At 68.5% G+C, this 24,709-nt stretch carries 22 protein-coding genes and 1 tRNA gene; 3 read left to right on the top strand and 20 right to left on the bottom strand.

What is annotated here, in order from left to right; translation table 11 throughout:
• Positions 1-12: 12 nt before the first annotated feature.
• Positions 13-2,094, bottom strand: coding sequence for a hypothetical protein (locus tag ACO0M4_RS29100; protein WP_430374066.1), 2,082 nt, complete (start codon positions 2,092-2,094; stop codon positions 13-15).
• A 545-nt stretch (positions 2,095-2,639) separates the two neighbouring features.
• Between ACO0M4_RS29100 and ACO0M4_RS29095 the strand changes: the two genes are divergently transcribed.
• A complete protein-coding gene (locus tag ACO0M4_RS29095; protein WP_430374065.1) occupies positions 2,640-3,356 on the top strand; it encodes a GNAT family N-acetyltransferase in 717 nt (238 codons plus the stop codon).
• Between the two features lie 270 nt (positions 3,357-3,626).
• Here ACO0M4_RS29095 and ACO0M4_RS29090 read toward each other — a convergent pair whose 3' ends face one another.
• A complete protein-coding gene (locus ACO0M4_RS29090; protein ID WP_430374064.1) occupies positions 3,627-4,136 on the bottom strand; it encodes a prepilin peptidase in 510 nt (169 codons plus the stop codon).
• A gap of 456 nt (positions 4,137-4,592) precedes the next feature.
• On the opposite strand from ACO0M4_RS29090, the gene ACO0M4_RS29085 reads away from it, so the two are divergent.
• Positions 4,593-4,666: transfer RNA gene (locus tag ACO0M4_RS29085), tRNA-Met, on the top strand.
• Positions 4,667-4,880: 214 nt separating this feature from the next.
• On the opposite strand, the gene ACO0M4_RS29080 is transcribed toward ACO0M4_RS29085, so the two are convergent.
• The 17 genes from ACO0M4_RS29080 to ACO0M4_RS29000 all read right to left on the bottom strand — a co-directional run bounded on the left by ACO0M4_RS29080 (position 4,881) and on the right by ACO0M4_RS29000 (position 21,750).
• Positions 4,881-8,270, bottom strand: coding sequence for a LysM peptidoglycan-binding domain-containing protein (locus ACO0M4_RS29080; RefSeq protein WP_430374063.1), 3,390 nt, complete (start codon positions 8,268-8,270; stop codon positions 4,881-4,883).
• A 2-nt stretch (positions 8,271-8,272) separates the two neighbouring features.
• Entirely contained in the window at positions 8,273-8,740 is a 468-nt protein-coding gene (locus tag ACO0M4_RS29075) for a hypothetical protein (RefSeq protein WP_430374062.1), read from the bottom strand.
• Positions 8,741-8,743: 3 nt separating this feature from the next.
• On the bottom strand, positions 8,744-9,214 hold the full coding sequence (locus ACO0M4_RS29070) for a hypothetical protein (RefSeq protein WP_430374061.1): 471 nt from the start codon (positions 9,212-9,214) through the stop codon (positions 8,744-8,746).
• A complete protein-coding gene (locus ACO0M4_RS29065) occupies positions 9,211-9,579 on the bottom strand; it encodes a TadE family protein (RefSeq protein WP_430374060.1) in 369 nt (122 codons plus the stop codon). Before ACO0M4_RS29065 ends, ACO0M4_RS29070 begins: the two co-directional genes overlap by 4 nt.
• Before the next feature lie 46 nt (positions 9,580-9,625).
• The gene (locus tag ACO0M4_RS29060) at positions 9,626-9,835 is read right to left on the bottom strand and encodes a hypothetical protein (RefSeq protein ID WP_430374059.1); all 210 of its coding nucleotides are present in this window, start codon (positions 9,833-9,835) and stop codon (positions 9,626-9,628) included.
• A gap of 51 nt (positions 9,836-9,886) precedes the next feature.
• Positions 9,887-10,783 carry a hypothetical protein gene (locus tag ACO0M4_RS29055; RefSeq protein WP_430374058.1) on the bottom strand — a complete coding sequence of 299 codons (897 nt, stop codon included), beginning with the start codon at positions 10,781-10,783 and terminating at the stop codon, positions 9,887-9,889.
• Positions 10,783-11,673, bottom strand: coding sequence for a type II secretion system F family protein (locus ACO0M4_RS29050; protein ID WP_430374057.1), 891 nt, complete (start codon positions 11,671-11,673; stop codon positions 10,783-10,785). The genes ACO0M4_RS29055 and ACO0M4_RS29050 overlap by 1 nt, the downstream gene beginning before the upstream one ends.
• Positions 11,670-13,232 carry a CpaF family protein gene (locus ACO0M4_RS29045; RefSeq protein WP_430374056.1) on the bottom strand — a complete coding sequence of 521 codons (1,563 nt, stop codon included), beginning with the start codon at positions 13,230-13,232 and terminating at the stop codon, positions 11,670-11,672. The genes ACO0M4_RS29050 and ACO0M4_RS29045 overlap by 4 nt, the downstream gene beginning before the upstream one ends.
• The gene (locus tag ACO0M4_RS29040) at positions 13,225-14,094 is read right to left on the bottom strand and encodes a hypothetical protein (RefSeq protein WP_430374055.1); all 870 of its coding nucleotides are present in this window, start codon (positions 14,092-14,094) and stop codon (positions 13,225-13,227) included. The genes ACO0M4_RS29045 and ACO0M4_RS29040 overlap by 8 nt, the downstream gene beginning before the upstream one ends.
• Positions 14,095-14,104: 10 nt before the next feature.
• Positions 14,105-14,782 carry an SAF domain-containing protein gene (locus tag ACO0M4_RS29035; protein ID WP_430374054.1) on the bottom strand — a complete coding sequence of 226 codons (678 nt, stop codon included), beginning with the start codon at positions 14,780-14,782 and terminating at the stop codon, positions 14,105-14,107.
• A gap of 26 nt (positions 14,783-14,808) precedes the next feature.
• A complete protein-coding gene (locus ACO0M4_RS29030; RefSeq protein ID WP_430374053.1) occupies positions 14,809-15,246 on the bottom strand; it encodes an ATP/GTP-binding protein in 438 nt (145 codons plus the stop codon).
• Between the two features lie 434 nt (positions 15,247-15,680).
• Positions 15,681-16,286: a hypothetical protein gene (locus ACO0M4_RS29025; RefSeq protein WP_430374052.1), complete on the bottom strand. Its 606-nt coding sequence runs from the start codon at positions 16,284-16,286 to the stop codon at positions 15,681-15,683.
• Positions 16,287-16,535: 249 nt separating this feature from the next.
• Positions 16,536-17,558: a hypothetical protein gene (locus tag ACO0M4_RS29020; RefSeq protein ID WP_430374051.1), complete on the bottom strand. Its 1,023-nt coding sequence runs from the start codon at positions 17,556-17,558 to the stop codon at positions 16,536-16,538.
• On the bottom strand, positions 17,555-18,016 hold the full coding sequence (locus tag ACO0M4_RS29015; RefSeq protein ID WP_430374050.1) for a hypothetical protein: 462 nt from the start codon (positions 18,014-18,016) through the stop codon (positions 17,555-17,557). Before ACO0M4_RS29015 ends, ACO0M4_RS29020 begins: the two co-directional genes overlap by 4 nt.
• A gap of 12 nt (positions 18,017-18,028) precedes the next feature.
• A complete protein-coding gene (locus ACO0M4_RS29010; protein ID WP_430374049.1) occupies positions 18,029-18,940 on the bottom strand; it encodes a replication-relaxation family protein in 912 nt (303 codons plus the stop codon).
• A gap of 90 nt (positions 18,941-19,030) precedes the next feature.
• The gene (locus ACO0M4_RS29005; protein ID WP_430374048.1) at positions 19,031-21,250 is read right to left on the bottom strand and encodes an ATP/GTP-binding protein; all 2,220 of its coding nucleotides are present in this window, start codon (positions 21,248-21,250) and stop codon (positions 19,031-19,033) included.
• Complete coding sequence (locus ACO0M4_RS29000; RefSeq protein ID WP_430374047.1) at positions 21,247-21,750, bottom strand: hypothetical protein; 504 nt, start codon at positions 21,748-21,750, stop codon at positions 21,247-21,249. Before ACO0M4_RS29000 ends, ACO0M4_RS29005 begins: the two co-directional genes overlap by 4 nt.
• Before the next feature lie 420 nt (positions 21,751-22,170).
• On the opposite strand from ACO0M4_RS29000, the gene ACO0M4_RS28995 reads away from it, so the two are divergent.
• Positions 22,171-22,755, top strand: a complete 585-nt coding sequence (locus ACO0M4_RS28995; protein ID WP_430374046.1) for a GNAT family N-acetyltransferase — start codon at positions 22,171-22,173, stop codon at positions 22,753-22,755.
• 698 nt (positions 22,756-23,453) lie between these two features.
• Here ACO0M4_RS28995 and ACO0M4_RS28990 read toward each other — a convergent pair.
• A complete protein-coding gene (locus ACO0M4_RS28990; protein ID WP_430374045.1) occupies positions 23,454-24,692 on the bottom strand; it encodes an IS701 family transposase in 1,239 nt (412 codons plus the stop codon).
• Between the last annotated feature and the right edge of the window lie 17 nt (positions 24,693-24,709).

The following is a 24,709-nucleotide window of genomic DNA, read 5'->3' as shown; positions in this document are numbered from 1 at the left end:
CAGGCCAGCCGGTCAGGACTTCCCTGAACTGTCGTTGCCCGGCGGGCCGTGCTTGGTCGGGCGCCGGCGGTCGAGAATCCGCCAGCCGACCAGCAGGGCCAGCATGCCGGCGACGATCAGTTCGATCCCCAGGTTCCGGTTGGACCCGGCGAGGTCCGAAAGCAGCCCCCACGGACGCGACGACGTCGCGGCCTTCGGCTTGACGGGCGCGACCTCGGTGCCGGACTTCGACTGGGACACGCTCGCGCCCTTCACGTGTGTCCGGCCAGCCGACAGGCTTCGCCATCTGGCCTCGAAGTCCTGCTTGCTCACGTTGCGCTCGACGACCTTGCCGAAGTCGACCCCACCGGTCTTGATCCGGTAGAACTCCTCGGGTGTGCAGGACGGGCGCTGAATGCAGGACATCTGCTGGTCGTAGTTCCGCACAAAGCCTTCGTAGATCGTCTGCGGAGACCGCCCCTGCCGGGCTGGCCACTTCGACACATCGCCGCTGTCGATGACGTATTCGAAGCCCGTCTCGTGAAGAGCTGTCCGCTGACGGACCCACTCGGCGGCGACCCGGGTGAGATAGACCCGCCGCAGGGCGGCGAACTCGGGGCTTTCGTTGACCTCGCGAACGACCTCAGGCAGGACGATGTCGTTGTAGGCGGCATCGATACCGGCCGAGACGTCTGCGGGCTGACTGCACCCCGCGTGGCTACGGTTCCCGGTTTTCCCGACGTCGAAAGGCTCCGCCTTCACCTCCAACGGGGCGTTGAGGATGTAGAAGTCGTCCCCCTCGCTGTAGACGTCGGCCGGCCCGGGGGTGATCCACAGACGTTGCTCGAAGCAGCCGGCGCCACCGTAGCGTTGGATGCGCTGGCGGAACCGCTTCGCGACCTCGTTGTCCTGGCCGAACAGAGTCGCATCGACCTTCTTCAGCCGGTCGTCGGCCTCAAGCAGGATCCTTCCGACATCGGTGCCGGCGAGCCGCTTGTCGATGACCCTGTCCGGCTCGTTGGGATTGAGGTTCACCCAGAACGTCGACGGCGGGAGGGCCAGCCATACGTAGAACGAGTCGGAAGCCCCGCGCAGGCTCTGCGAACCGGCATCGGCGTGCTCCGCACTACTCGCCTGCGCGGTGAACTCGTAGCTGAATCCGAGCCGATCGCCCGGGTAGGCCGACAGGTGCCGCAACTCGACGGTTGAGAAGTCGATACCGCCTGGGGCGCCGATCGTGGCGCCGGCCATCAGCTGCCGCGGCGACCTCGAGCCGCCGCTTCCCCGCGGAGCCGCCTTGCGGCCAGAGGACCTCCGCGGTGGCGGGTCAAACAGCCCGTCCCCGTTCTGGTCCCGCCATTCGTTCTGCTTCTGAATCAGGTCCTGAACACGGCCGGTCGCCCTCCCCTGCTCCTCCTTGGTCCCGTAGGGCACCAGGAACCTCATGCCCTTGGAGTATCGGGCGCAGCGCGGCCCACCAGGGTAGTCGCAGGGCTCCCGCTCGGAGGCTCCGCCAATGAGCCGCTCGGGTGTGATGTCCACCCCGTTCCTGGTCTGCAGCTCCGAGTCGATCTGGTCGCGAGAGGCGCCCTCCTTGAGCCGCTTGAAGGTGTACTCGATCTCCCCCAGGCGCCTGAGGATGAGCTCCTCGGAATGGCCGACGGCTTCGCCGCGGTATCGGGCGCTCCTGGCAACCACCTGCAAGGTCACGTCGCCGGGCTGCAAGCCGAGTTTCTTGAGTTGGGCGAAGAGTCCGGGATCCTGCTGTTCGATCTCGGCCGCGGTACGGACCTTGCGGTAGATCGCGTCGTTCCACTCGCCGCGGTGCCGGTCGAAGCGGGAGTAGAGCTCCTTGTCGAAGATCCTCAGCTCGGCGGCCGTGTAGTCCGTGACCCGGAGCCAGGCGACGGCGTAGTTCACGGCCGCGCGGTCTTTGGAGTCGTAGCCGTCGAAGACCCGCCCCTCGTAGACGTACGAGAACATCGGATCGCCGTAGGGGGCCCGAGCCGACGAGCCAGATGCGGCTCGGACCGCAAGCGACGGAGCGCCCGCAGCAGCCGTGGACGGACCGGCGAGGAGGCAAGCCAACTCGACGAGCACTGCCAGCAGGCCCACGATACGACTACGCATACGGTCATTGTGTCGGCAACTCGCTTGAGACACCCATGACTTGAGTGATAATCGCATATCTGTCGAGACTCCTTCACGCACGCCCCGGTTCCGGGCCGCGAGGTTCCAATTCGGCTTCCGCTGCAGCCAGCCCGTCAGGCGAGTGAGGGCCACCGATCAGCGGCCCACGCGTGCCGGTGCTCGCGGACCGGGATGCCCACGTCGACACCCGCGGAAGCCTCACACCCGGCAAGGCTCGCCGGGACGCCGACATTGACGACCTTCGCTGAAAACTCGCCGCGGCCAAGCGGGAGATCACCGAGCTGAACAAACGGCTGACAGTCGCCGCCACGGTCATCGCCTCGCTTCACCATGACAACCAGATGCTGCGGATGGAGCGTGACGCGGAAGGCAGCGGAGGCCCGAACGGCGCCCGTGGGGCGGCCGTCGCGACGCCCGGCCGACGCGTCAGGTCAGCCAACCAGGCTGCGTCACGACTCGTGATTAAAGCCACGGAGTGTCCGTGTGGTGGGAGGGGGTAGTTCCTCGGGATGGCGAAGAAGAAGCGTCCCCAGTCCGGTGTACGGCTGACGAGGCAGAGGCTGGTCGATGGTGTGGCCGGTCCGGATGGAGCCCGCATACGCCTTGCGCGTCCGGAGGAAGGCCCTCGTGTCGGTGAGCTGCTGAAGTTGGCGACGGACGAGATCGAGCAGGCCCACATAGACGGCGTGGCTGCGGGGAAGTGCGGGACGTGGCTTCTGGATGGGCTTGCCGGGCATGACCGGGCCATGACCGAACAACTCGTGCGTGCCGCTTATGGCGGGAAATTGCAGGAGGGTGCCTTGTCGCTGTCGCTGCCGTTGGTTGCCCAGGACAGGGATGGCGAACTCGTGGGGGCTTTGCTTGCGCTTCCGCCGGGCACAGTGGTGCAGACCGTGCAGCAGGCCGGCTACGAGCAGCATGCGCTTCTGGCGATGCTGAAGTACGCCAAGATCAAAGGGCTTGCGGTGGCCGAAGCGGCGCGCGGCCGGGGCATGGGCGCGGCTCTCCTGAAGCGTTGTGCTCAGTTGTACTGGCAGCTCGACTTCATGTTGCTGTTCGGGGAGTTCGAGGTTGAACGCGCCCTCGGCTCCTTCTATGCGCGCCAGGGGTTCACTGTATTGGAACCGGGTGAGAGCACCGATGTCGGCTTCCTTCTGACTGGCAGGCCGATCAGCCTGGGAGCGGGACCGGGCGAGCAGCTCTTCTTCCGTTGGAAGAAGAGCTGATACGACCCGCGGGATGAGGGGACGCCGCCGGCCGATGGAGCGCACTGCGCGGGCTGTTGCATCCACATTCAGCTGACCGAGCCCACCGGACGCCTCGGCCGCATGATCCGGCGCCTGGTGAACGCAGACGAGCAAGTACCCCGCCAGGCCCCTAAATCGAACAGCGGCCAGCCGACTACCCCGTCCAGGGCTGGCGCGGATACCCCTCGATCGACCTGCGGTTACCCTTGCTGGGTAAGCAACTGGATATCCACCCACTTGCCTATCCGGTCAGGTGTTCGTGGTGAGAACGGCGGCTGCCAGTGCGCCGATGATGAGGAACGGGCCGAAGGCCAGTGTGCTCTTTCGGTGCCCGCGCCGGGTGACGAGCAGCACAGTTGCCACAGCCGCTGCCAGCAGGAAACTCACCACGAGCCCCAGCCACGCAGCCTGCCAGCTACGCCACCCCAGCAGGGCGCCGATGGACACGGCCACTTTTGCGTCGCCGAGCCCCATGCCGCCCAGCGCGAACAGGGTGAACAGCACGCCGGCCGCGGCCGCGACGCTCACAGCACGCACGAGGCTGCCACTTTCGTGGTGGGTTGCCGCGGCCACGAGCAGTACGAGCGTGCCGACAGTAGTGGGCATGGTCAGGGCATCAGGAAGTCGCTGCACGGCACTGTCGATCAGCAGCAGTGCCGTGCCGAGCGCGGCCACCCAGGACTGCGCCACGGCGTACCAGCCGACGGCACCGCCCATGGCCACGGCGGCGAACGCGGCTCCTGCTGCGGCCTCCGGCAACCAGGCCGGCGTCAGGGGAGTCCAGCACCTGGGACACCGCCCGGTGGGAGGCAGCAGCTCCACTGCGCCGAACCACTGTCCGGACTGGGGCGGCAGAGCGCACCTGGAACAGGTCGCAGAGGGCGGGTTTCCAACCGGGACGGCGAGGATTGCGACCACCGGCCGGACGAAGACGCCGACGAGACACCCCAGCAACGCCATCACGAGGAGAGGCATCACTGCTCCTCCTGACACTGCCTACGCTCCGACCCCCGAGCGATAAAACCTGTGCTTGCGTGAGCACTGGTTCCTGGGAGAACGCCGGACTTCGTACTCTGCGAGCCATGGCTGTTCAGGTCACTCACGAGCAATCGCAACGACGGTTCGTCATGGCCGGCCGTCGGTTTCGCAGGGTTGCTGCCAGGCGAAACCCGATTCGGCTTCGCCGGATCGATCCCGTACAGTTCACCGTACCGACGCGGGGTGGAGCAGCTCGGTAGCTCGCTGGGCTCATAACCCAGAGGTCGCAGGTTCAAATCCTGTCCCCGCTACTCTCCCGTGAAGGCCCGGCATCCACCGGGCCTTCACTGCATCCGAGCCCACTTGACCCTGCCTCGTGGACGACCAGGGCTCGTGGTCCACAAGCATCAACTGGACGACGCCCTCGTACCCTCTGCCGCCGCGGCGCGCACCGCTTTACGCCCGCGAGCCAGGTCCGCTGAGTCGTGCCTTCACCCAACGCGGGCTCGCACGCAGGAATCGCCGTCACGCCGACCGCTTGATCTGCGTCAGGATGGTCGCTGTGGCGTCCTCCATGTCGACCCCGAGCTGCATGTTCAGATCGTCCAGTCGTTCCGCGGCGCGCTCGAGAGCCTCGTAGTCCCCGATGGCCGCATACGCGCGGAACAGGATCCGGTAGAGACTCTCCATCTCGGGGGCTGCGTCGAGCCCCTTGGTCGCCGCCCACAGCGCGCCACGCGGATCACGTTCAGTCAGGTGATGCTCGGCCAGGTCGGCGGCGGCGTCCACGATCGCGCTGATCATGTCCTGCGTCTGATGTTCCGCCCACGCGTACCGGCGGGGGTTGACGCCGGCGAACGGCCGCCCGCGCACCAGATCGAGGGCCGCACGCAGGTGCACGGCGGCCTTGGGGCCGGAGGCGGTGGCTGCGGCCACGGTAAGGCGCTGGAAGTAGTGCCAGTCGGAGTCGACGGTGCCGGCGAGGGCGTAGCGGACGTCGGTGGTGTTGGCGACGGCGGGAAGGTAGGGCTCGCCGTGGTCGTCGGTGCCGAGCCAGGACCTGAGCCGGCTGACGGTGGCGTTGCGGTACTTGCGGTCGATGGTGCGCCCGGGCCACATCGCCTCGTCCAGAGAGTGGTGGTCGCGGCCGGGGTGCAGCACCAGGTAGGTGGCCAGTTCGACGCAGGTCCGCTCGCGCTTGGATTCGATCGTGCCGCGGGCGCCCACAACGTCCACGGGCCCGAGCATCCGCACCACCGGCCCATCACCGGCGGTCTCGACTCCGGTCGGCTCGGGGCTGTCGTGTGCCTCCGGGGCCTTGGCCATGGAGACCTGGCTGACGCTGGGGGAGTGGTCAGGCTCGGAGGCATCCTCACTCGTGCCTTCCACCGTCGCATCAGCCTTGCCGGCTTCACCTGACGGGGCCTCCTGGCCCTGCCTGTCCTTGGTGTCCGGGGTGTCGTCGTACGTAGCGAACTGCGCCATCAGGCTCGTCGACGCAGAGCTTGGCTCCACCCATTTCGTGAAGACGTTCCGGCCCGTGGCGACAACGGCCTCCCCTTCGGTCGACGGCGGTTCGGGCAACGGTTCCTGCGGTGCGTCCGGAACGGCCTTGGGGGCGGTGACGACGGGCCGCGGCGCGGGGACGTCATCGGCACGAGTGGTGGCCAACACCTCCAGGGCCTGGTCATAGTGCTCATCGGTCAGCGCCTGGAGGCTGCACCACACCTCAACCTCGGTGCCCGGCAGCGTCCATGCGATTGGCCCGGCAGCGGTGTCGGCATGCAGCACGTGCGCGCTGTCCGACGCCTTGGGGCCGGTGATGACGACTACGGTCGCCGACCGTGGTGGCTGCGCGATGACCTCCTGCAGCCCCTCCAGGGCCTTGGCAGCCTCCGCTTCCTCGGTGTCGAGGTCGCCGGCGAGGACGCAGTGAGGGGTCCAGGCGGCAGCGGTGTCCGCCCCGGTCCGCGCCCGGCGGAGACTGCCGGTCTCGAGCACGGTGAGGGCGCGCTGCTGCTCAACATGGTGAGCCCGCAGTGCCTCCAACGCCTCCCTGAGGTCGGCGCGTTCGATGACTCGCTCCGGCATCTCCTTGACCAGGCCGGGAGCGGCATCGGCGACGGGGCAGACGGTGAGGTGGTCGGCGAACTCGCTGGCGGCCAGCTCCAGTGCCAGCGTGCGCAGCACCCTGTGCCGGTCGGGCCCGGTCAGATGCAGGTGACCGACGTTCTCCAAGTCGATGAGGATCAGCTGGCCCCTCTCGTCCCAGCCGAGGGACGCCAGCGCCGGGTAGGGCGCATCAACGTCGTCGGTCTGCGCCTGGGGCAGGAGCTCACCTCCATGGGTCGGGCAGGTCCACCGCTCAAGAGCGTCAGGAGACGCCGTGAACGGCGGAACCGGCGGGACTGGTTCAGTCAGGTGCAGCACGATCTCGCGCGGTCCGATCACGGCCGCCGACAGCGAGGGAAGGGCCCGCCCGGCGCCGGCCAGGTGGACCGCTGCGGTACGCAAGGCACCGTCGAGCATGCTGGTGTCCAGGGCCGCCTCTGCGGTACGCAGACTCTGTTCGACGGCCGCTGTGTCGTCCTTGGGCAGTGCGATGCGCTGGCCGCGGTGCCGGCGGCGCTGCTGGAGGATGCGTCGGGTGGTCACGGCGGACAGGAGGGCTGCGGCCAGGACGCCACCGCCGATTGCGGCTGCCGCCGGGGTGACCCGGCCTTCGGCCTCCGGCTTCGGCGCCGTGGTGGGCGTCGGGACAGCAGGGGAGGGGGCCTGGCCCGCGTCAGCGTCGCTGTGTGTACCGGTGGTAGGTGCGGGCGTTGACGGCCGCGGTGCCGGCGTGGCCGTGCCGGAGGCGTGGCCGTCGGACTGGGTGCCGCTGCCGGTGTGTTGACCGCCAGCCTGCTGGTGCGGGGGCGCAGGGGTGGCCGTGGCGCCACCGCCGTGGCCGCCCGCTTCGCCGTCGCCTCGGTGGTCGCTACCAGTGCGGTCCTTCGGCGGAGCAGGGGTGGGAGCGGCGTGCTGGGTGGGGAGGTCGAGTTCCTGCCCGGGGTAGATCAGGTCCGGGTCCCGGATCTCCTGGCGGTTGGCCTTGTAGAGGTCGGTCCAACGGTCGCCGTCGCCGAGCTTCTTGTCCGCGATCTCGTACAGCGAGTCCCCGGAGGCGACCGTGTAGGTCTCGTGCCGCGCCTGCTTCTTGCCGGTGCCGGCGTCGACCATCCGGGTCTCGGCGTCCTGCGGGGCGAGGCCAGTGCGGGCATCGGCAGGAAGGCGCACGACGGTGCCCGTTGGCAGGGTTGCGGTGTCCGGCAAGTGCGGGTTCAGGGCGCGGAGTTCGCTGTGGCGGCGGCCGTCGCCCAGGTAGTGCTCGGCCAGGTCCCACACCGTCTCGCCGGTCGCCCCAACCGTGTGGGTGGGACCGGCATGCTGCGAGGCGACTTGCTGCTGCGGAACCGCCGCGGTCGTGTGCGCGGCGGTGGGGAGGTGAGTGGCAGTCGCGGCTGGCGCCGCCGTGGCGGTGGCGGGAGCGGCCAGCGCGGTGGCCGGCGGCAGGAACAGCAGTCCGCCCAGCAGAACCGCGGCCAGGCGCTGCGGGGCAGCCAGCCCCCGGATCCGCGGCGCCCGCCGCCGACGCAACAATGCTCCGGCCTCCACCAGCAGGGAGAGGACGAACCACGCCCACAGCGCCCAGCAGATGAGCGTGAGGATGGTGAAGAGCACCTGCCCGCCGTCATCCGGCGCCAGAAGTCCTTGCCCGAGGCCGTCCAGCGTAGGAATGCCGGCCGGCAGGGTGCCCACCTGCGCCAGGACAAGCGGGATGCCCACAACGAGGGCGAGCAGGGCGAGCAGGCTCCCGGTGAAGCGGGTGGCGGTCAGCGGCCAGGGCCGGCGCGGCGACAACGGGTGGGGCATGTTCAGTCTCCGACCTGGTGGACGAGCTGGGCGGTGCCGTGTCCGGTGACGGGCAGGGTGGGGCGCCCGACACTGGCCAGCAGAAGGCAGTGATAGGTGTCGTGGACGGTCACCGCAAGATGCCGTCCCCCGTCCTCGACCGTGACGGTGCCCTCGACGCCGGCTTGGCGCAGGAAGCTGCGGGCGGCGGAGGTGGCGGCGTCAGGGTCCACCACGACGGTGCCGCCGGGGATGGCTTTGCCGGCGTCGATCTGCTGCCCGCCGGCCCGGGCTGCGGCGTTGGCGACGTCATCGGCGTGCGCGGAGGCTTTCAGCTCGCCTCCGCCGTCGACGACGAGGGCCAGCAGAGCAAGGAAGACGCCGGCGGCCACAACCCAGAACAACGTCGACGACCCACGCTCACCGTCTCCGACGCTGGTGAGGCGGATGCGCAGCGTACGGCGGAGCGGCGCAGGGATGAGGTGCCGCATGCGCTACCTCCGGTCGGCGTACTGGTCAACGACGCTGATGGCCGAGGCGGTGAGCGTCTTGGATCCTGGCAGGCCCGGCACGGTCAGCTGGGAGAGAGGGATGGTGCAGGTGACGGTGGCGGTCACGCTCGCGGCCTGGCCCGGAGCGGTGGCGAAGGCGCTGGTGTCGATGCGGATGGAGCGGCTGGTGCAGTTGCGGCCGTCCTGCCGCAGCGAGGCTTCTGCGGCGGCTTGGCCGCGGGCCTGCGCGACATCGGCATCCGCCGCCTGGGAGGCGGCGCGGGCTGCGGAGTTGGCGGCGCCTTCCACGGAGTTGTCGAAGATGCCGGCCAGACCGTAGGCAGCCAGCAGCCCCAGGAACGGGATCAGCACGGCGACACAGATGACGGTCTCCAGGGTGTAGGTGCCGTGGTCCTGTCGCCACCAGCCCGACACCCACCACCGCCGTTGTGCGGTACGGGTCTTCGTTGTCATCCCACGCTCCAGCGCTCGACGGGGACTTCTGCGCTCTTGGTCACCTGTGGCCGCCATCCGGGTACCAGGGACAGGCTGCTGCCGGTGACCGTCACCCGCACCCGGTCCGCGGTGGTGCCGCTGGTCGACACTCCAGCGTCCTGCAGGACGTGGACGTGCGAGAGCCAGGCGCGGGCGCGGGCAGTGCCGTCGGCGGGGGTGGCCTTGTAGGCAGCGCCGGCGGTGGCGGCCTTGCGGGCCGCGGTCACGGCGGCTTCCTGCGCCAGATACCACATGCCCAACTGCAGGCCGGTGCACAGCACGAGCATGACGATCGGCGCGAGGATGGTGAACTCCAGCGTCCCCATCCCCGCGTCACTCTTCACGCTCGCGGCTATGCGCCGCAACCGTCCTCGGGCCGACTCGGGCATCTCAGAAGGCGCTCTTGAAGTTGCTCAGCAGGCTGTCGAACTTGCCCTTGAAGGCGAGCGCGAAGGCGGTGGCGGCGGTGATCAGCACAGCGCCGATGATGAGCTTCTCCAGGGTCTCCAGGCCCGCATCGCGCTCGCGTCGGTCGAGGAGCTGGAGGAAGCGGGCCTGGAGGCGGGTGATGACCCGCCTCGGAAGGCTACGAACGGACATATGGTTCCCCTTTCACACGCGGCCGGGCGCTCGTGCGGGCCCGGCGTTGGTCTAGTTGGCCAGGACGGTCTGGAACAGCGGGTAGCCCAGGGTGGCGATCAGCACGACGAACAGCAGCGTCCCGGGCACCACGGCCTTCTCGGTGTCGCCGTTGGCCTCGCTTTGCATGTCCGTCTGCAGCCGCTTCCGCAGCGTCTTGGCCTGGTTCTCCAGCGCGGCGACGATGCTGGCACCCTCATCCCCGGCGTGCGCGAAGGTATCGGCGGGGCCGGCAAGTTCGGGCACGTCCAGCTGCTCGGCGAGCGCCTTGAGGGCATCCCATGGCGGCGTCCCCGACAGCCGGGCTCGCTCCAGCGCGGCCCGGATCCGTACGTAGACCCGCCCATCTCCGACCGTGGCGGTCTCGTACAGGGCCTTCTCGGGGCCGGCGTGGGCGCCGCGCTGCAAACGGGCCCGCTCCAGCAGGGAGGCGACCGCGTACCGGTACTCCAACCTGAGCTTCGTGGCCTTACCCCGGACGTTGGTGTCGGCGGACACCCACATCAGCGCCGCGAAAGCGACCGAGACGAACAGCGGAAGGACGAAGGGGAGACGGATACCAGCGGCCGCGCACAGGGCCAGGGCCATCTGCGGCATCGCGAACCCGCCGATCGCGCCCACGACTTTGTCCCCTACGTGCTTGGCGGGGGTGATGCCCAGCAGGTCCAGGTCCCGCCGGGGGACGGCCAACCGTGTCCCGGCCGAGGCCAGGACACGGGCACCGACCCGCTCCGTCAGATCCGCACTCTTCGACACCCCGGCCCGGGAGGCGGGCGGGGGAGTGGGGGTGGTGGTCTCCAGCCGGTCCAGGACACTGCCGAGGTCCGGCCGGGCCGGCAGCAGCTCCCGCACGAGCAGGAAGAGGCCGACCCCGATCATCGCGCCGTAGACGACACTCGCCATCGACATCACGCAACACCCTCTACGGTCGTGTGGAGGAGGCGGGGGCCGGGTTTGACGGCGCTGAGCCGCCGCAGCCACACCAGCGCCCCGACGAATGCTGCGCCCATCGCCAGCAGCCACAGCTGCCCGCCGACGGTCGCCCACACGGATCCGAAGTTGCTGCCCATCCCAATGGCCATGGCGAGCACGATGATCGCCACCCATCGCGTCTGCGTGCGGACCTTTTGCCGTTCGGCGTCCATTGTGCGCAGCGCGGCCGCTTCCTCGGCGGTCAGGTCGGACAGGGTCTGGAGGGTCTCGACCATGCCGGTGCCGCGGTCGCGGATGTGGGTGAGGAAGACCAGCACCACGTTGTCGACGGCGCCGTCGGCGAGTTCGTCGGCGAAGGCACGGTAGGCGGACTCTTTGTCGACGCCCATCCGCAGTCGTGCCTCCAGTACGCGTACCGGTTCGGCGATGGGGGCGGGGACTTGTCGCATGGCGCCGCTGATCGCGGCCTCCAGGGTGTGGCCGACGATGTGGGCGCCGGCCAGGTGCTGCAGCCACGCGGAGAGGGCTTCGAGGCGGACGATGCGGCGGGTGGAGGTGCCGGCTGGGTGCCAGATCCACGGCACTCCGGCCACGACGGCCGCCGCGAGCAGGCCCTGCACGGGACGGGCAGTGACGACCCACATCACCATGGCGGCGATGCAGGCCGCTATCACGATCCACCGGTAGGCCGCAGCCCACGGCCCCGGCAGTCCTTCACAGATCCGTGCCCAGAGCCCTGTCCACCTCGGCGGCGCGGCTGCCCGGTCGGCTGGCACCGGCCGGAAGGCTCGGATCGCAAGCCAGATCCCGGCGACTATGAGCAGCCCGCACAACGCGCCGAGCAGCCCGAGCTGTCCCAGACTCACCTCTTGATCACCTCCATCGGCGTGGGCCAGCGGCCGAACTGCGGCTCGGTCAGCCACCGTCGGTCGAAGCCGGCATCGGCCATCTCCTGCGCGCATTCTCCGGACGGCGGTAGCTTCGGCACCCCGCGCGGGTCCCCCTTACCGTCGGGGGCGAAGACCTCGCTGAAAGCGGGCCTCCCGCCCTCGCCGGGAGAGACCTGCAAGACGTGGGAGACGAAGCGGTGACGGCGGCCACCGATCGGCGTTTGGTCGATCTGCCGGATGAACACCACGAAGTTGATGGCGTTCGAGACGAGTTGGTGGACGCTGTCAACGTTCATCCCAGCCCCCTGGCACAGCTGTACCAACCGCGGTAGCACCAGCCGCGGGTAGGCTGCGTGCAACGTGCACATCGACCCGCGGCCGCCGGAGCTCATCGCATCCAGCATCGGTACGACTTCCGTGGAGCGGACCTCGCCGACCACGACGCGGTTGCTGTTCATGCGCAGGGTGTGCGGATACATGTCGGCGATGGTGATCCGGCCGATTTCCCGGCCGTCCCTGCCGATCTCGCCGTTGGAGGCCCGCTCCTCCATTGCCATCACATGCGCAGCAATATCGGGGTCCTCGTCCAGGAACAGCTCGCGGTCGGTCTCCAGCGTGATGACCCGCTCACCGGTCGGCACCTGCCGCACGAGCGCCCGCAACAGGGTCGTCTTGCCCACACCCATGTCGCCTGCGACCAGGATCGTCTGCCGCCCCAGCACCAGTCCCTGGAGGAACGCGGACAGGGCGGGGCTGAGCGTGCCCCAGGTCACCAGGTCCTCCAGCGACGCCTTCATCACCCGGTGGCGGCGGATGACCATCGTCGGATGTGTGGTCTGCAGCGTGGCGGCAACGCGGGAGCGGTCCGGCAGCCGGAAGTTGACCATCGGGCTGGCAGGGTTGAGGATCCGGTCCCCGTGGCCGGAGCGGGCGGCAAGGCGGTTGATGAGCGCGACCAGTCCCTCGTCGTCATCGGCCACCGGATCCACCCGCCTTGTTGGCCGGTCGAAGTACTCCACCTCCACCCGCAGCCCATCCACGACGACGTTCTCCACGCCCTCGTCGTCCAAGTACTGCTGGAGAGGGCCGGCACGGAAGAGGGCGTTGATGATGGCCTGCCGCACCGCCTCCAGCTGCGAGGCACCCAGCGGCGCATGCTGGCGCGCGTGCTCAACCGCCCATGCGGAGACGCGCTTGGCCACCAGCGACCGCGCCAGCTCCAGCCGGTCCTCGTCCGACAACGGCCGGCTGGTCTCCTCCTCCCGCGTCACCAGGTCCTGGGATACCGCCTCTTGCAAGGCGCGGATGACCGCGCGGGACACCGGCAGTGCGCCCGGCATCTGCGCCAGGCCCTCCGCATCGGGCATCACGGCCGGCTGCGCGGCCGGTGCCGAGGGTGGGGGAGTAGGGTGCGCGGGCGTGGCCTGGCGCTGCTGGGCCAAGGCGCCGCGGAGCATGCCGGACAGCGGCGTACCGTTCACCGACCCACCGCTACCGCCGCCTTGGTGGGAGGTGCCGTTGGGGTGCTCAGCCACTGATCCTCGCTTCCTTCTGCGGGGCCAGCAGTCGCTGCACCACTCCGGCCACCACCGGCGACGTCACCGCCGGCGCCGGCAACTGCATCCGCAGACGCCGCGTGCTGGCGTCGACCTGCGCGGCATGGGCGGCCTGCCGGGCACGCTTCAGCAGCGCCAAAGAGGCGGGCTTGACCTGCCGCGTCGTGCCGTGGGTCAGGATCCGCGCGGTCTTCTCGTCCCACGGCAGCGTGCCGATCACCGGGATCTGGAGCCGCCGCGTGATCTCGTGATCGGGCACGTCGCCCTCCTGCACCAGCAGCAGCCGCAGCGCATCTGCCCCGGACCCGCGCTGCTCCAGCTCCTGTCGAAGCACCCGGGCCACCGGCAGGCACTGTGCAATCGAAGTGAGGGTGTTGCGGACGACGAGAACCACCAGGTCGGCGCAGTGCAGCAACGGACGCGGACATAGCGAGGGGTGCACTCCGCCGGGCTCGACCACCATCCGGCCGGCATCGATGACGACGTCGTAGCCGGCGTGCTGTTCCATGGCCTGCAACAGCACCCCCAGCGGCTCCCAGGTCTGCTCCATGGCCGCTGACTGCATGGGATCGGTCAGACCCGGCAACCACAACCGCGCACCGGCAGCATCCAGGCGGCGCAGATGCGCTTCGAAGGCTTCAGCCAGGGCGCCCTCGCGGTCGGCCTGGGCCAGATGCCACAGGCCCACCTCACCGCCCCACTCACCCATCCGATATCCCGTACGGATGCTGCCACCCTTGGCATCGCACTCGGCCAGGAGGGAAGGGCGCGCACCGGACAGCGCCAGGGCCAGGGAAGAGACCGTCACACCGCTTGCGTGCGCTGAGGTCAGCGCGATCACGGACACGACGTCAGCCCTTCGAGGCGAGCACGATCGCCACCCGGCCCGTCGCCGCCCGAGCAGCGAGAAGCGAGCTGTCCGTACCGGCGACCGAGACCTGCACGACGACTGCGCCCGAGGCGTTGGGCGCACCGACCTTCACGATCTGAGCGTCGATCTCCTCCGGTGCCGGCCCCTTCTTGGAGACCTGCTCGTCCTTGCCCTGCGTGGCGATGATCTTTACCTGGTCGCCGGGTGCGAGGGCGTCGATGGGAGCGGCTCCGCGCTGCACCTCCACGGCGACCAGCTCCTGGCCGGCGGGGAGCGTCTTGCCGCCGTGGAACTGCCCGTCGGTCAGCAGCTCGCCGCGGTGGAGCGGCGCGGTCGCCCGCCGGCCGATCACGCTTGCTTTCTCGCTCGCCTTCACCGGGGTGAGGGCAGGGTCGTTGGGCAGGGCGGCAGTGGTCAGATCCTCTGCGGTGATCTCCTGACCGGCCGGGACATCACGGGCGATGGCCAGCACGTCGACCCGGTCCCCGGCACTGCGCACCAGCATGCTGGTACCCAGCACCCCGACTAGTGTCACGAGGACGCCGAGCACCAGCATCGAGCGTTTGCGGCGTCGTGGGACGGGGCCGGCCCCGATCGGAGTCTCGGGCTGCATCGGCGCAGCGGTGGGGGCAGGGATCTGGGAGGTGCTGTTCTTCATCGCGCCCGACTTTCCATGTGCTGGCCCTAGTTGAGGACCTTGAGCTGACCGATGGTGATCTGAGTCTGGGACTGGCGGGTCTGGGTGAGCTGGCCGGACTGGCCGGCACCGTTCCACTCGATCACCCAGGTCGAGGTGGCAGCGACCGCGTACTTCTGGCCGGGCTCGTCCTTCGAGGACTGCCGGTAGAGGTAGCCGCAGTCCGGCGATTGGCGATTGCCATAGGAGGGGTCGTACGGGGTGCCGGCGGTGGTGCACGTGACGGAGTGGCCGTCGCCCATGTCCCACACGATCTGCGACACCTTCGCCGTCGCGGTGACGGTGACCGCTCCTGCGGTCGCGGACGCCGTATTGGGGCCGTATGCCTCGGGCGTCTTTGCGGTCCACATCCACACGGGCAGGCCGACCAGACCCTGCTTACCCGGCTTCGGGACGATGCCGATGTCCGGCCCGGACAACTTCATCTTGTTGATGGCATCCTGAGCGATGGCGACGGGATCTACTGCTGCGGCAGCTGGTGGGGTCCCCTTCGACCAAATGACACCCTGCTCTGCGCCTGCCACCCCTTCGCACGTCCGCTGATAGAGAGCCCCATCTCCCGGCTTGTGGCCTTCCCAGGCCAAGTTCTCGGCCGGTGGCTGCGGATCCAGCTTGGTCACCGTGCAGGATTTCGTCGGCTTCTTCCCCTCACCCTCCGACGACGGCTTGCTGGCAGAGCCTGATTGCCCACTGTCCGGAGAGCCTGGGGAAGTCTGTCCGTCCCCGGCGTGCACGTAAATAAACCCCGAGCCGCCCCAGACGTCGCCAGACTCATCGTCTGACTTGCCACTTGCCAGCGCAGTCGGGCACATCAGCATGGTCGAAAGCCCGGCGACGGCCATGCACGGCACAAGGCGCCTTAGCATTTCCGGCCCTTCGGCTCCACCTTGGTGATCATCCATCCGTTGGGCCACTTCTCAGCTGACACAACGGTGATGTAGCGCGTGAGATTGCCGTGGGAAAGTGCCAGCACCTTCCCCGTCTTGCGGTCAATCGTCTGCCACGGGCCGATGTCGAGGCAGTCAGTGATGGTCGCATCTGGCGTCTTCTTGTCGAGCCCCAGAGCGGTCACCTTGGCGTCGTGCTTCGGTGCACCTTTCATCGCGTTGCCGGCGCCACTCAGGTTGAGGAGGTCCGTTCGCGAGCGCCCCAGGGCATCGAGGGTGGCGTACTTCTGAAGATTGGTGCCCTTCTCGCTGCCTTGGGCGTACGCCTTGACCTGCTCGGCCCAGTAGTTGTTGTAGACAGCGAGCACTTCTTGCTTTGCGGTCGACTCGGGGTCAGCGCTCTTTGTCGGCGCCGGCTTCGTGTTCGCGGATTTGGTGGGCGTGGACGCCGCATTGGTACCGCCTGAGCCGCCGCTGCACGAGGTGACAGTCAGCGCAGCACAACCGACGACAAACAGCATGAGTGCGCTGTTCTTGAACCGACCTGTGTAGTGGTCCCTGGCTGGTGCTGAAGCCATCAGGTCTCCCTCCCCGAAGGTGCGATGTCCCAGATTTTCAGTGACGTTGTCACTTTGTGGTGTGGTTCTTGGTCACTCACCGCAGGGGCGGTATTGCGCCATCGGAGTGGCTGGACATTGCACCCTACCCCTGACTTTGCAAACCAGGAAGTCTGTTTTTGCGGATGGTCGCGGCATCTCCGGCAAATCAGGGTGCAGCGGTAACCCGCTTTTCTGCGCACGCCGTTGTGGCGAGGCCCGGTTCGGGCTTCACGACGATCGATCGGTGATCTTCCCTTCGAAGGTCGCCAGCGCCGTACCCAGATCTGTGACCTCTACCGTCACCGTCCCCGGCTTCGTCCCTTGCGGAAGGGAGAAACGGAAGTGGTGGGTGGCTGCCCTTTGCGGTGCGATGAAGGCCGTTTCGCCAGCGCCGGGGACGAGGGCCTGGACGAGGTCGGCTTCCTTGAGCTGGTCGCCGTAGTACACGCGCACGGTCGTCTTCATGGGGGTGTAGGGCGGGCCGGACGCATCTGACGCGTCGTTGAACATGGTCAGGTCTCCCCCATACACAGGGCGGCCGTCGTCGCCGGTGCCCTCCGCACGCACGTCGCCGACCGACAGTTGCTGGTCGGCGTTCCACTCACCGAAGGCAAGAGTCTTCTTGCTCTCCGGGGCCGGGCTGGGACGGAGGGCAACGCCCTTGCGGGCGGCGGCTCCGGGGAACGGGCCCTCGAAGAAGGCGACGTCGCCAGTGTTGCCGAACAGTGTCTTGGGGCGCGTGGTGATGGTGACCGGGCCTCCGGCCGCGTCGGCCGGCACCGCGATCCCCATGGTCACGGTGTATGCGCCTCCGGGCTTGACCCGTGGGGGATCAGCGCTGATGGTGTCGGGCATCCCCTCGATACCGGTGTCGGTGAAGGCGACCGCCGGCCGTCCCATCGAGCCGTACCGCACGGTGGGGAAGAGGTCCAGCAGCGGTTGGATCTCACCGGCGTTGTTGGTGAGCTTCCAGGTCATCTTCGCTGCGCGCCACCCGTGGGGCACACCCTTGGCACTACCGGTCGGCGTCACCTCCGTCAGCGTGGACGGGGCCAGCGTCCAGGTCTTTGCCTCCGTGCTTACGCTCTCGCCGAGCTTGTGCATGCCCTCGGGGAGGTCACGCTTGGGAGAGTGTGAGGCTTTGGGCGCGCTGCCGCCGGAGGGACGCTGCTTTACGGGCAGGTCGCCGGCGCACCCGGTCACCAGCCCCGCCACCGTCACACCGAGAACGATCCATCCGGCCTTCCTCACCACTGCCCCCTTGCCTGCGACCACCACGGAACCGTGCCTTGTTGGGGCGCCGATTGTGCCAGTTCAGGTGCTCGAAGATCAGGGTTACTGCAGACCGGGCCGGAAACCGACGAGCGGTCCTCCTGGTCAGGTCCACGGCCCGCACCGGCGTCGTCAGTCAGGAGGTCGTCGATAGTTCCGCGGCCGCCACTTTGGTGCCGCCAACCGGCCATGACCTGCCGCACGATCGAACGGGCCAGCAGCCGGTATTCATCGGGGCAGTTCTCGCGTTCGGAGAGCCACTCCAGGTGCCGAGTGTGGGTGTGCAGGGCGATCATCTCGCTGACCAGGGGCCCCATGGGGCTGGGGATGGCGGCGATATCGGCGCACGTGTTCTCGTTGTGCCGGCTGGAGAAGGCGGTGATGTCGATGACGGCTATCGACGGTTCGGTCGGCTTACGGCGAAGAAATCTGAACATGCCTCTCCCAGGTCAGGCCACTGCGGCGGCAGCGGCAGACGGACGCAACAGGACATCGGTCGGTTCGGCATCACCGAGGACGGGCGTGACGATCGGCGCGAACGGCCCGTACCGCTGCAGCTGATCGAGGGTGGTGACCCCGGCCCGAAGGTCCACCGCAGCCGGTTGCAGACGCGCGTCCGCTGCGGCCAGAGCTCGTAGATCGTCACTCCGCCTCGCCAACTGGCCCGCCGATGCTCCGTCCAGCACGAGCAGGACCCTGGGGAAGGACGGATAGCGGGCACGCCATGCCTCTCGCCGGTGCCCGGCCGCTGCCTTCGCGCGGCCGCGGCCGGGGGCCGGCTGGGGGATGTAGTGGGCGTAGCGGGCGTAGGAGTGGAGCTTGGCGGCGAGGCGGGCGATGCTCATCGTGGAGCGGTCGATCTCGCAGAAGAACGTCAGCAACATGCGTTGCTGCCCGCCGTCGTCGGTGCTGGTGGTGTGGATGTAGCGCAGGACCGCGTCGGGCACCAGGAACGCCTCGTCGCCCAGGCGGCTGTCGCCGTCGCGGACACGGTGGGCGACTTCGGGGTCCCAGTCCAGCGGCCCGCACTCGTCGTCCAGGCCCCGGGCGTGCTGCACGAACGCCAGCCCCATGGTGTTGACGGCCAGGGTGTGCTCCTGCAGAGGGCTGGCAGCTGCGTCCTCCGTCACGCGGTAGGCCCGCGGCGCGAGCTCACCCCCGCTCTCGACGACCTCGCAGCCCAGCGTGGTCGTGTACCAAAGGAGTTCGCCGGCGCGGGTGGCGCGGCGGATCGACGCATCGACCAGACCGCGGTCGTGGAGCACCTCCAACTGCCGGCGCACGTAGCGGGTGGAGGTGGCCGCCGGGCGCAGGAGCTGAGTGAGCTGGCCGGCGGTCAGCAGCCGGTGACGGTAGAGCACGGGCAGGATCTCCTGTCCCAGCTGAGACAGGCCCCGTTCCGTGGGGTCCAAGAAGCATGGGCGCGGCATCAGAATCCTTTCTGGTGCAGGTCAGACGGGGCGGAGGGTGCGGACCACGTCGCCGGATCCGCGGCCGGATGCGCGCGGCGGTGGTGTCCGGCCGGTGGTGAGGTGGGCGAGGATCGCGTCGTCCAGGCCGCGCTGGGTGGCGAGGATCTCGCCGACTGTGAGGCGGTTCAGGTTCTTGTCGATCGCCGATTCCAGGGCCGGCAGTCCCGCCTCGTTGCGGTAGTCGGCGAAGACCTCATCGACCGGGACACCGCGGACCCGGAAAGGCATGGTGCGCTTGCCACGGAGCATGACCGACTGGATGTACTCGTACGTGTCCAGGCCCAGCACCGTCTCCGCGTCGATCCCCGGCAGACGCTTGGCCACGAAGCCTGCCTCGTCGAAATCTGCGGCCGTCGCCGACAGCAGCGACTGGTTTTGCATGAGGGCGGCCCGCGTCTCGTTGGACAGCCGCATCGCCATCTGCGTCATCCCCATGAAGCGCACCTCGAACTTCCGCAGTTGCTCCAAGATCTTGGCGATGTGGCCGTGCGAGGCTCCATCAACCGCGGTCAGCTCGTCCGCCCACGCCCAGAACGTCGCCAGGCCCTCGACCGGGGTGTCGATGCGGGAGGTACCCGCCCGGAACAGGTCGAACAGCAGCAGCGCGGTGACCAGCTCGTCGCTCTCTCCAGTGCCGGACGGGCACACGAAGACGACCTGCCGCTCGTCCATCGCCCGCCGCACGTCATAGGCCGAGCGTGGACAGCCCAGGAACGCCTTGAGGGACAACGAGTTATCGAGCCGGTAGAGGGCATTGGTTACCGGGTTGACGGCGGAGGATTCCAGATGAGGGAAGGACTTGCGCCAGAAGACGGCCTCGGCTGGATCCAGGACCGCAAGCACCGCCTCACGCCACTCCTCGTCCTCCAGCAGCGTCTTGATCTGGAACACGGTCGGCTGCAGCTCCGGATACCCGCTGGTCACAAGGTGGTGCGAGAGCTGGGCGAGGGTGCGTGCCGCGCTGGAGAGGATCGTCCTGGCCCGGGTCGCGTTCTCCCCCCACGCATGGGCGGAGGCGATCGCCCCCACCACCGAGCCGACAATGTCCTGGACCTCCTCGACTTCCCGGCCCTCCATGGACAGCAGATTCCAGCACGCCATCCGGTCGTCCATAGCCGGGCGGGCCAGGTTGATCTCCCACACACGGTCAGCGACAGCGGGGTGCGCGAGGTAGGGGCGAGCCCGCTGCCACGCAGCACCGTGCGGGTCGAGGAACCAGGCCCCGTCGCCGGCATAGGCACGGGCCAGGCACTCCACGAGCGCCTTTTCCGTCTTCCCAAACCCCGACTTTCCGTAGGAGGCACCGAAGAGCACATCAGCTGCGTAGGCACCCCCCAGCCGCTCGTTGCCGTCAGGGCCCGTCACCCGACCCAGCGGCAGCACATCGCGCTGACCAGTCCACGTCGGCAGCGCGGCCGGCGCCGGCGGAACGACACCGCCGCAGCGGGCCACATTGGGTGCGTCGCAGCGGGCGGTGGGCGGCTTGAGCAGCCCGGCGATCTCCTGCCACGTCACCCACTGCCGCCGAGTCGGCGCGAAGTCCCCCCGCTCCAGACGCCGGTCGAAACGAGCCCGCAGCCACCACGTATTCGAATACCGACGCCACGGGCCCCACTTCGGGCCGACCGGCACGAAGCGGTTCTCACCGCTGAACGCCTCCATCGCCGCCAGCATCTGATGCAGGCGAGCCTGCGCCTGCTGCGGATGCCGGGCCACACATCGAACCAGCACCTGGACGGCGAACACCTCAGCACCGGGAGTGAACTTCCCTACCCCCTCGGACAGGTCACTCTGCCGCGGTACCCGCGCCGTCCGCTTGGCCCCTCCACCGGCGGAGACGCCCAGGCCATCGCGCAGGACCTCCATCGCTCCGCCCGCGTGGCCGCCCCCGCCGATCTGCTCGCCGTACGCGGACGGCCCGCGCCGGGTAGCGCGGCGCATCAATGCCCGGCGCCGCCGTGCCACCTTCCGGCCGGGCACCGGGACCAGGTCGACGACGAGCTCGGCCTCTTCACCAGCCTCGGTACGCACCGAGGCGAACACGGCCGCCACGTGCTCCAGAGGGTCGGGGTCCAGCCCAGCCTTGCCCAAAGGGCGGTGATCCGGTCCGGCCAGCACCAACTCCGCACGCGCCACGTAGCGCGGCCCCTCCAGGCTGCTGCCCATGGCGGTGGGCTTGGTCAGGTTGACGGTGCTCACCACGATCCACCCCGCTTCAGCGGCGCAGCATCAGCGAACCGGATGCGCCACCTGCGCTCGGAACGGGGGCGCGGAGCGACAACTTCAACCCGCCGGTAGCCGGATTGCCGCAACACTCCAGCGGAGCGCTCCGGGCCCTCCCACCAGTAGTGCAGGCGCCCCTCCTCACCCGCCACGACCCGTATGCGCACCGCGGCTGCGCGCCGGGGCAGCGTCCCGCTCGCCGAGCGCACACTGGCCAGCCGGCCCGCGACACGTCCCACCTCCAGCAGCTCCGGGTCGAACGTAGCCGCCGGCACCAGCTCCACCCGCGTACGGCCGGCGAGTTCGCGCACCGCCTGATGGCGCCACCACACCACGGCCGCGACCCACACACCCACAGCGGCAAGGGCAGCGAGAGCGACCCACCACAAGCTCGCCAGACCGGCCTCCACCAGCACCCACAGCCAGTGCCCCACCTCCGACGTACGCGGCAGGATGCCGGTCACCACAGGTCCCACTGGCTCGTCGCCCCGTGCGAATTCATCTGTGCCTCCTCGCCGGGCGGCACACCTTGCCGCCTCGTACAGAGAAGGGAGTCGAATCCATCCCGATGTGACACACGGGCTCAACTTTTTCTCCCGTCGCTGGGAGAGCGGCCTCGGTATGGCCGCCGACTGCACCGGTGAGGGCCGGACGAGGGACGAGCATGGCGCGCCGACCGAGTCGAGCCATGCACCGTTGGCCGTTCTTGCTCGTACGCTCGTGAGAGGTCGCACCTCGAAGAATTGGAGCAGTGATGGCGATTCTTGAAAACGACCGGAGGTGCTCCTCGCCTCACTTCGGAGAATCTTGAAGTGTGTGGGGAGAGTGGGGAGCGAAGAGCGTGAGTGGCTCTGCTTCGCAAGCAGTTCGTGGGCTCTTCGTTCTAGTGTGTCGCGGTGAACACCAACGCTCTCGTCGGTAGTGAGGTCCGCCTCGTCCCGTTATCCACCGACCATGCCGAAGATCTCTTCCCTGCTGCATCCGACCCCGAGGTATGGCGGTGGATGCCACGGCCTCGTCCTGAGTCTGTGGTGCAGATGCGCGAGTTGCTGAGCCAGATGCTCGCGGACCCGGCTCGGCGGTGCTTCGCGGTGCAACGTTGTGACGACGACACAGTGATCGGTTCGACCAGCCTGTATGACATTGACCTGGACGAGAGCCGCGCCGAAGTCGGCGCGACCTGGTTCGATCGATCTTGTTGGGGAGGCCCATACAACGCTGAGAGCAAGCTGTTGCTGTTCAGCCATGCCTTCGATGGCCTGCGCCTCGCCAGGCTCGCTCTACGCACTGACAATCTGAATGTCCGTTCCCAGCATGCTCTGGCCCGTTTGGGGCTGGTCTATGAGGGGACCCTGCGTAGCCATATGCGGCGCCAGGACGGCACCCGCCGCGACTCGCTGTATTACAGCCTGCTCGCAGATGAGTGGCCCATCGTCCGCGACACGCTGCGCACCAGGATCGCCGCCAAGTCGACCGCTTGATCCGGGACGCTGAGTTCATTCGTCGATGGCAAAGCTACTGGGCTCGCCGGCCGTCAGGCCGGCGAGCCCAGTGATCAGTGACGGTCAGGTGGCAGGGTTACGGGGTCCTTCGCAGCGGAACAATGTCGGGGCTGGTGGTGGGGACGGAAGGGCGGGCGGCTTCGGGGGTCCCGAGAAGCGCGACGATGGTGACTGGCTGCTGGCAGTGGGGACAGTTACGGGTCGCGGTCGGTTCCAGCGGGTCACGTTCCGCGGCCACTTGCTGACGCGCGAGGGGCCGGTTGAGAGGTTTGGACGGCGGAGGCAGCTCGAGCCACGACTGCAGAGAAGTGGTCTCACCGAGACGACGTGCGCGGTCTTCGTCTCTTGCCTGGTTGCGGCGGCGCTCGGCGTCTTTGCGGCAGGCCGGGGAACAGTAGATCTGGCGGGTGGTTTTCAGGGCCTCGAAGGGGCCGTTGCAGACCAGGCAGACGCGCCGGTCCCGGATGTCGTCGCTGGTGCGGGCAGCGCTGCGGCACTCTTCCGAGCAGTAGGTCCGGCGGCGGGCGACCGTCGTGGTGAACTCGTTCTCGCAGACCGGACAAGTCTGCCGTGCCCGTCCTAATACTCCAGCAGCGGTTCGTGTCCTGAGCTGCTTCTTCTTTTGTAGTGGCAGTGTTGGGCGGTTGCCTGGCGGTGTCTGCGCCAGTGGGACCAGGTCAGTGCGTGATCTCGTGGATGGCGGTGTGGTGTTCGGTGGGGCAGGAGATGTTCCAGGAGCCGGCGGATCTCCGCCACGGTGAGTGGGATGGTTCTGCTGGTGGGGTCGTTTCTGCAGCCCCTTTTGAGGCGTCGGCGGCGAGGCCGGCGAGAAAGGCGTGGGCGAGCATGGCCAGGGTGACGTGGCGGTACCAGCCCACGTAGCGGCGGACTTCGTACTCGTCCAGGCCGCATTCGTTCTTCGCGGCCTGGAAGCACTCCTCGATCGTCCAACGCATACCGGCGACCCGGGCCAGATCAGCGACAGTGCAGACGACTGGGGCGTAGGCGAAGTAGTAGGCGATCTCGTCCGGGCGGGTCAGGCTTCGGCGGGCCAGGACCCAGCGGTGATGGGTGGGCTCATCACCGTCGAAGAAGCTGATGGCCGGAAGTCTGGCACTCGCCCAGTCGTAACGGCGCGGGCCTTTTGCACCGTTGCCGCAGGAGAGCCGCTGCCAGGCATCCTCCGGAGCCTGCCTGATGAGCTCGTCGATCCTCCAGGAGCCCGCCAGGGACTTGACCTGCTGCGACTTGGGCACCGCGACCACATAGCCGACACCGAGTTCCTCAAGTAAGCGCCGGAACTTCCACTCCTGGCCGTAGGCCTCGTCCGCCGTTACCCACTGGGCAGGCAGGCCCGCTGCCAAGGTACGGATCACGATCGACTTCGCAAGCTCGCCCTTGGTTGCGAACCCTCTCTCGTCAGGGATCTTCGCCGCCCGGCAGCGTTCCCGGTCACTCGTCCAGGCTTTGGGGAGATACAACTCCCGGTCCACCAAGGCCCGTCCATGCTCGGTGGCGTAGGCGGCGAAGACTCCGATCTGGCAGTTGTCGATCTTTCCGGATGTGCCGGTGTATTGCCGCCCCACGCCCGCGGACGTGGTGCCTTTCTTGATGAATCCGGTGTCGTCAAGGATGAGCACACCGCCGGGGCCGAGCTTCCCGGCAACGTAGTCCCGCACATCGTCACGGATCTCATCCGCGTCCCAGACGCTCGAGTTCAAAAGCCGCTGGAATCCGTCCGGGCTACGGTGACCTGCGTATTCAGCCAGCTGCCAGCCGTTCTTGCGGGCCACCGGAGCCAGCAGTCCACGCAGGTAGTCCCGCATCCGCCACCGCAGATCCGCCCGAGCGAACCGACCCGCCACCCGAGCAAACACCGACTCCAACTCAGCGGCCCAGGCCGCACCATCCGTCATCCCCACCATGCCCAGTC

It is taken from the genome of Streptomyces sp. RGM 3693, from assembly GCF_050471125.1.
In the GTDB taxonomy this organism is placed as follows: Bacteria; Actinomycetota; Actinomycetes; order Streptomycetales; family Streptomycetaceae; genus Streptomyces.
This window is presented reverse-complemented; position numbering and strand designations above follow the sequence as displayed.

What these genes read in the sequence shown, in the direction of transcription:
- ACO0M4_RS29095 (WP_430374065.1), top strand. Translation starts at nt 2,640, where the DNA reads ATGGCGAAGAAGAAGCGTCCCCAGTCCGGTGTACGGCTGACGAGGCAG.
- ACO0M4_RS29080 (WP_430374063.1), bottom strand. Translation starts at nt 8,270, where the DNA reads ATGCCCCACCCGTTGTCGCCGCGCCGGCCCTGGCCGCTGACCGCCACC.
- ACO0M4_RS29075 (WP_430374062.1), bottom strand. Translation starts at nt 8,740, where the DNA reads ATGCGGCACCTCATCCCTGCGCCGCTCCGCCGTACGCTGCGCATCCGC.
- ACO0M4_RS29070 (WP_430374061.1), bottom strand. Translation starts at nt 9,214, where the DNA reads ATGACAACGAAGACCCGTACCGCACAACGGCGGTGGTGGGTGTCGGGC.
- ACO0M4_RS29060 (WP_430374059.1), bottom strand. Translation starts at nt 9,835, where the DNA reads ATGTCCGTTCGTAGCCTTCCGAGGCGGGTCATCACCCGCCTCCAGGCC.
- ACO0M4_RS29055 (WP_430374058.1), bottom strand. Translation starts at nt 10,783, where the DNA reads ATGTCGATGGCGAGTGTCGTCTACGGCGCGATGATCGGGGTCGGCCTC.
- ACO0M4_RS29035 (WP_430374054.1), bottom strand. Translation starts at nt 14,782, where the DNA reads ATGAAGAACAGCACCTCCCAGATCCCTGCCCCCACCGCTGCGCCGATG.
- ACO0M4_RS29030 (WP_430374053.1), bottom strand. Translation starts at nt 15,246, where the DNA reads ATGAAGTTGTCCGGGCCGGACATCGGCATCGTCCCGAAGCCGGGTAAG.
- ACO0M4_RS29025 (WP_430374052.1), bottom strand. Translation starts at nt 16,286, where the DNA reads ATGGCTTCAGCACCAGCCAGGGACCACTACACAGGTCGGTTCAAGAAC.
- ACO0M4_RS29015 (WP_430374050.1), bottom strand. Translation starts at nt 18,016, where the DNA reads ATGTTCAGATTTCTTCGCCGTAAGCCGACCGAACCGTCGATAGCCGTC.
- ACO0M4_RS28990 (WP_430374045.1), bottom strand. Translation starts at nt 24,692, where the DNA reads ATGACGGATGGTGCGGCCTGGGCCGCTGAGTTGGAGTCGGTGTTTGCT.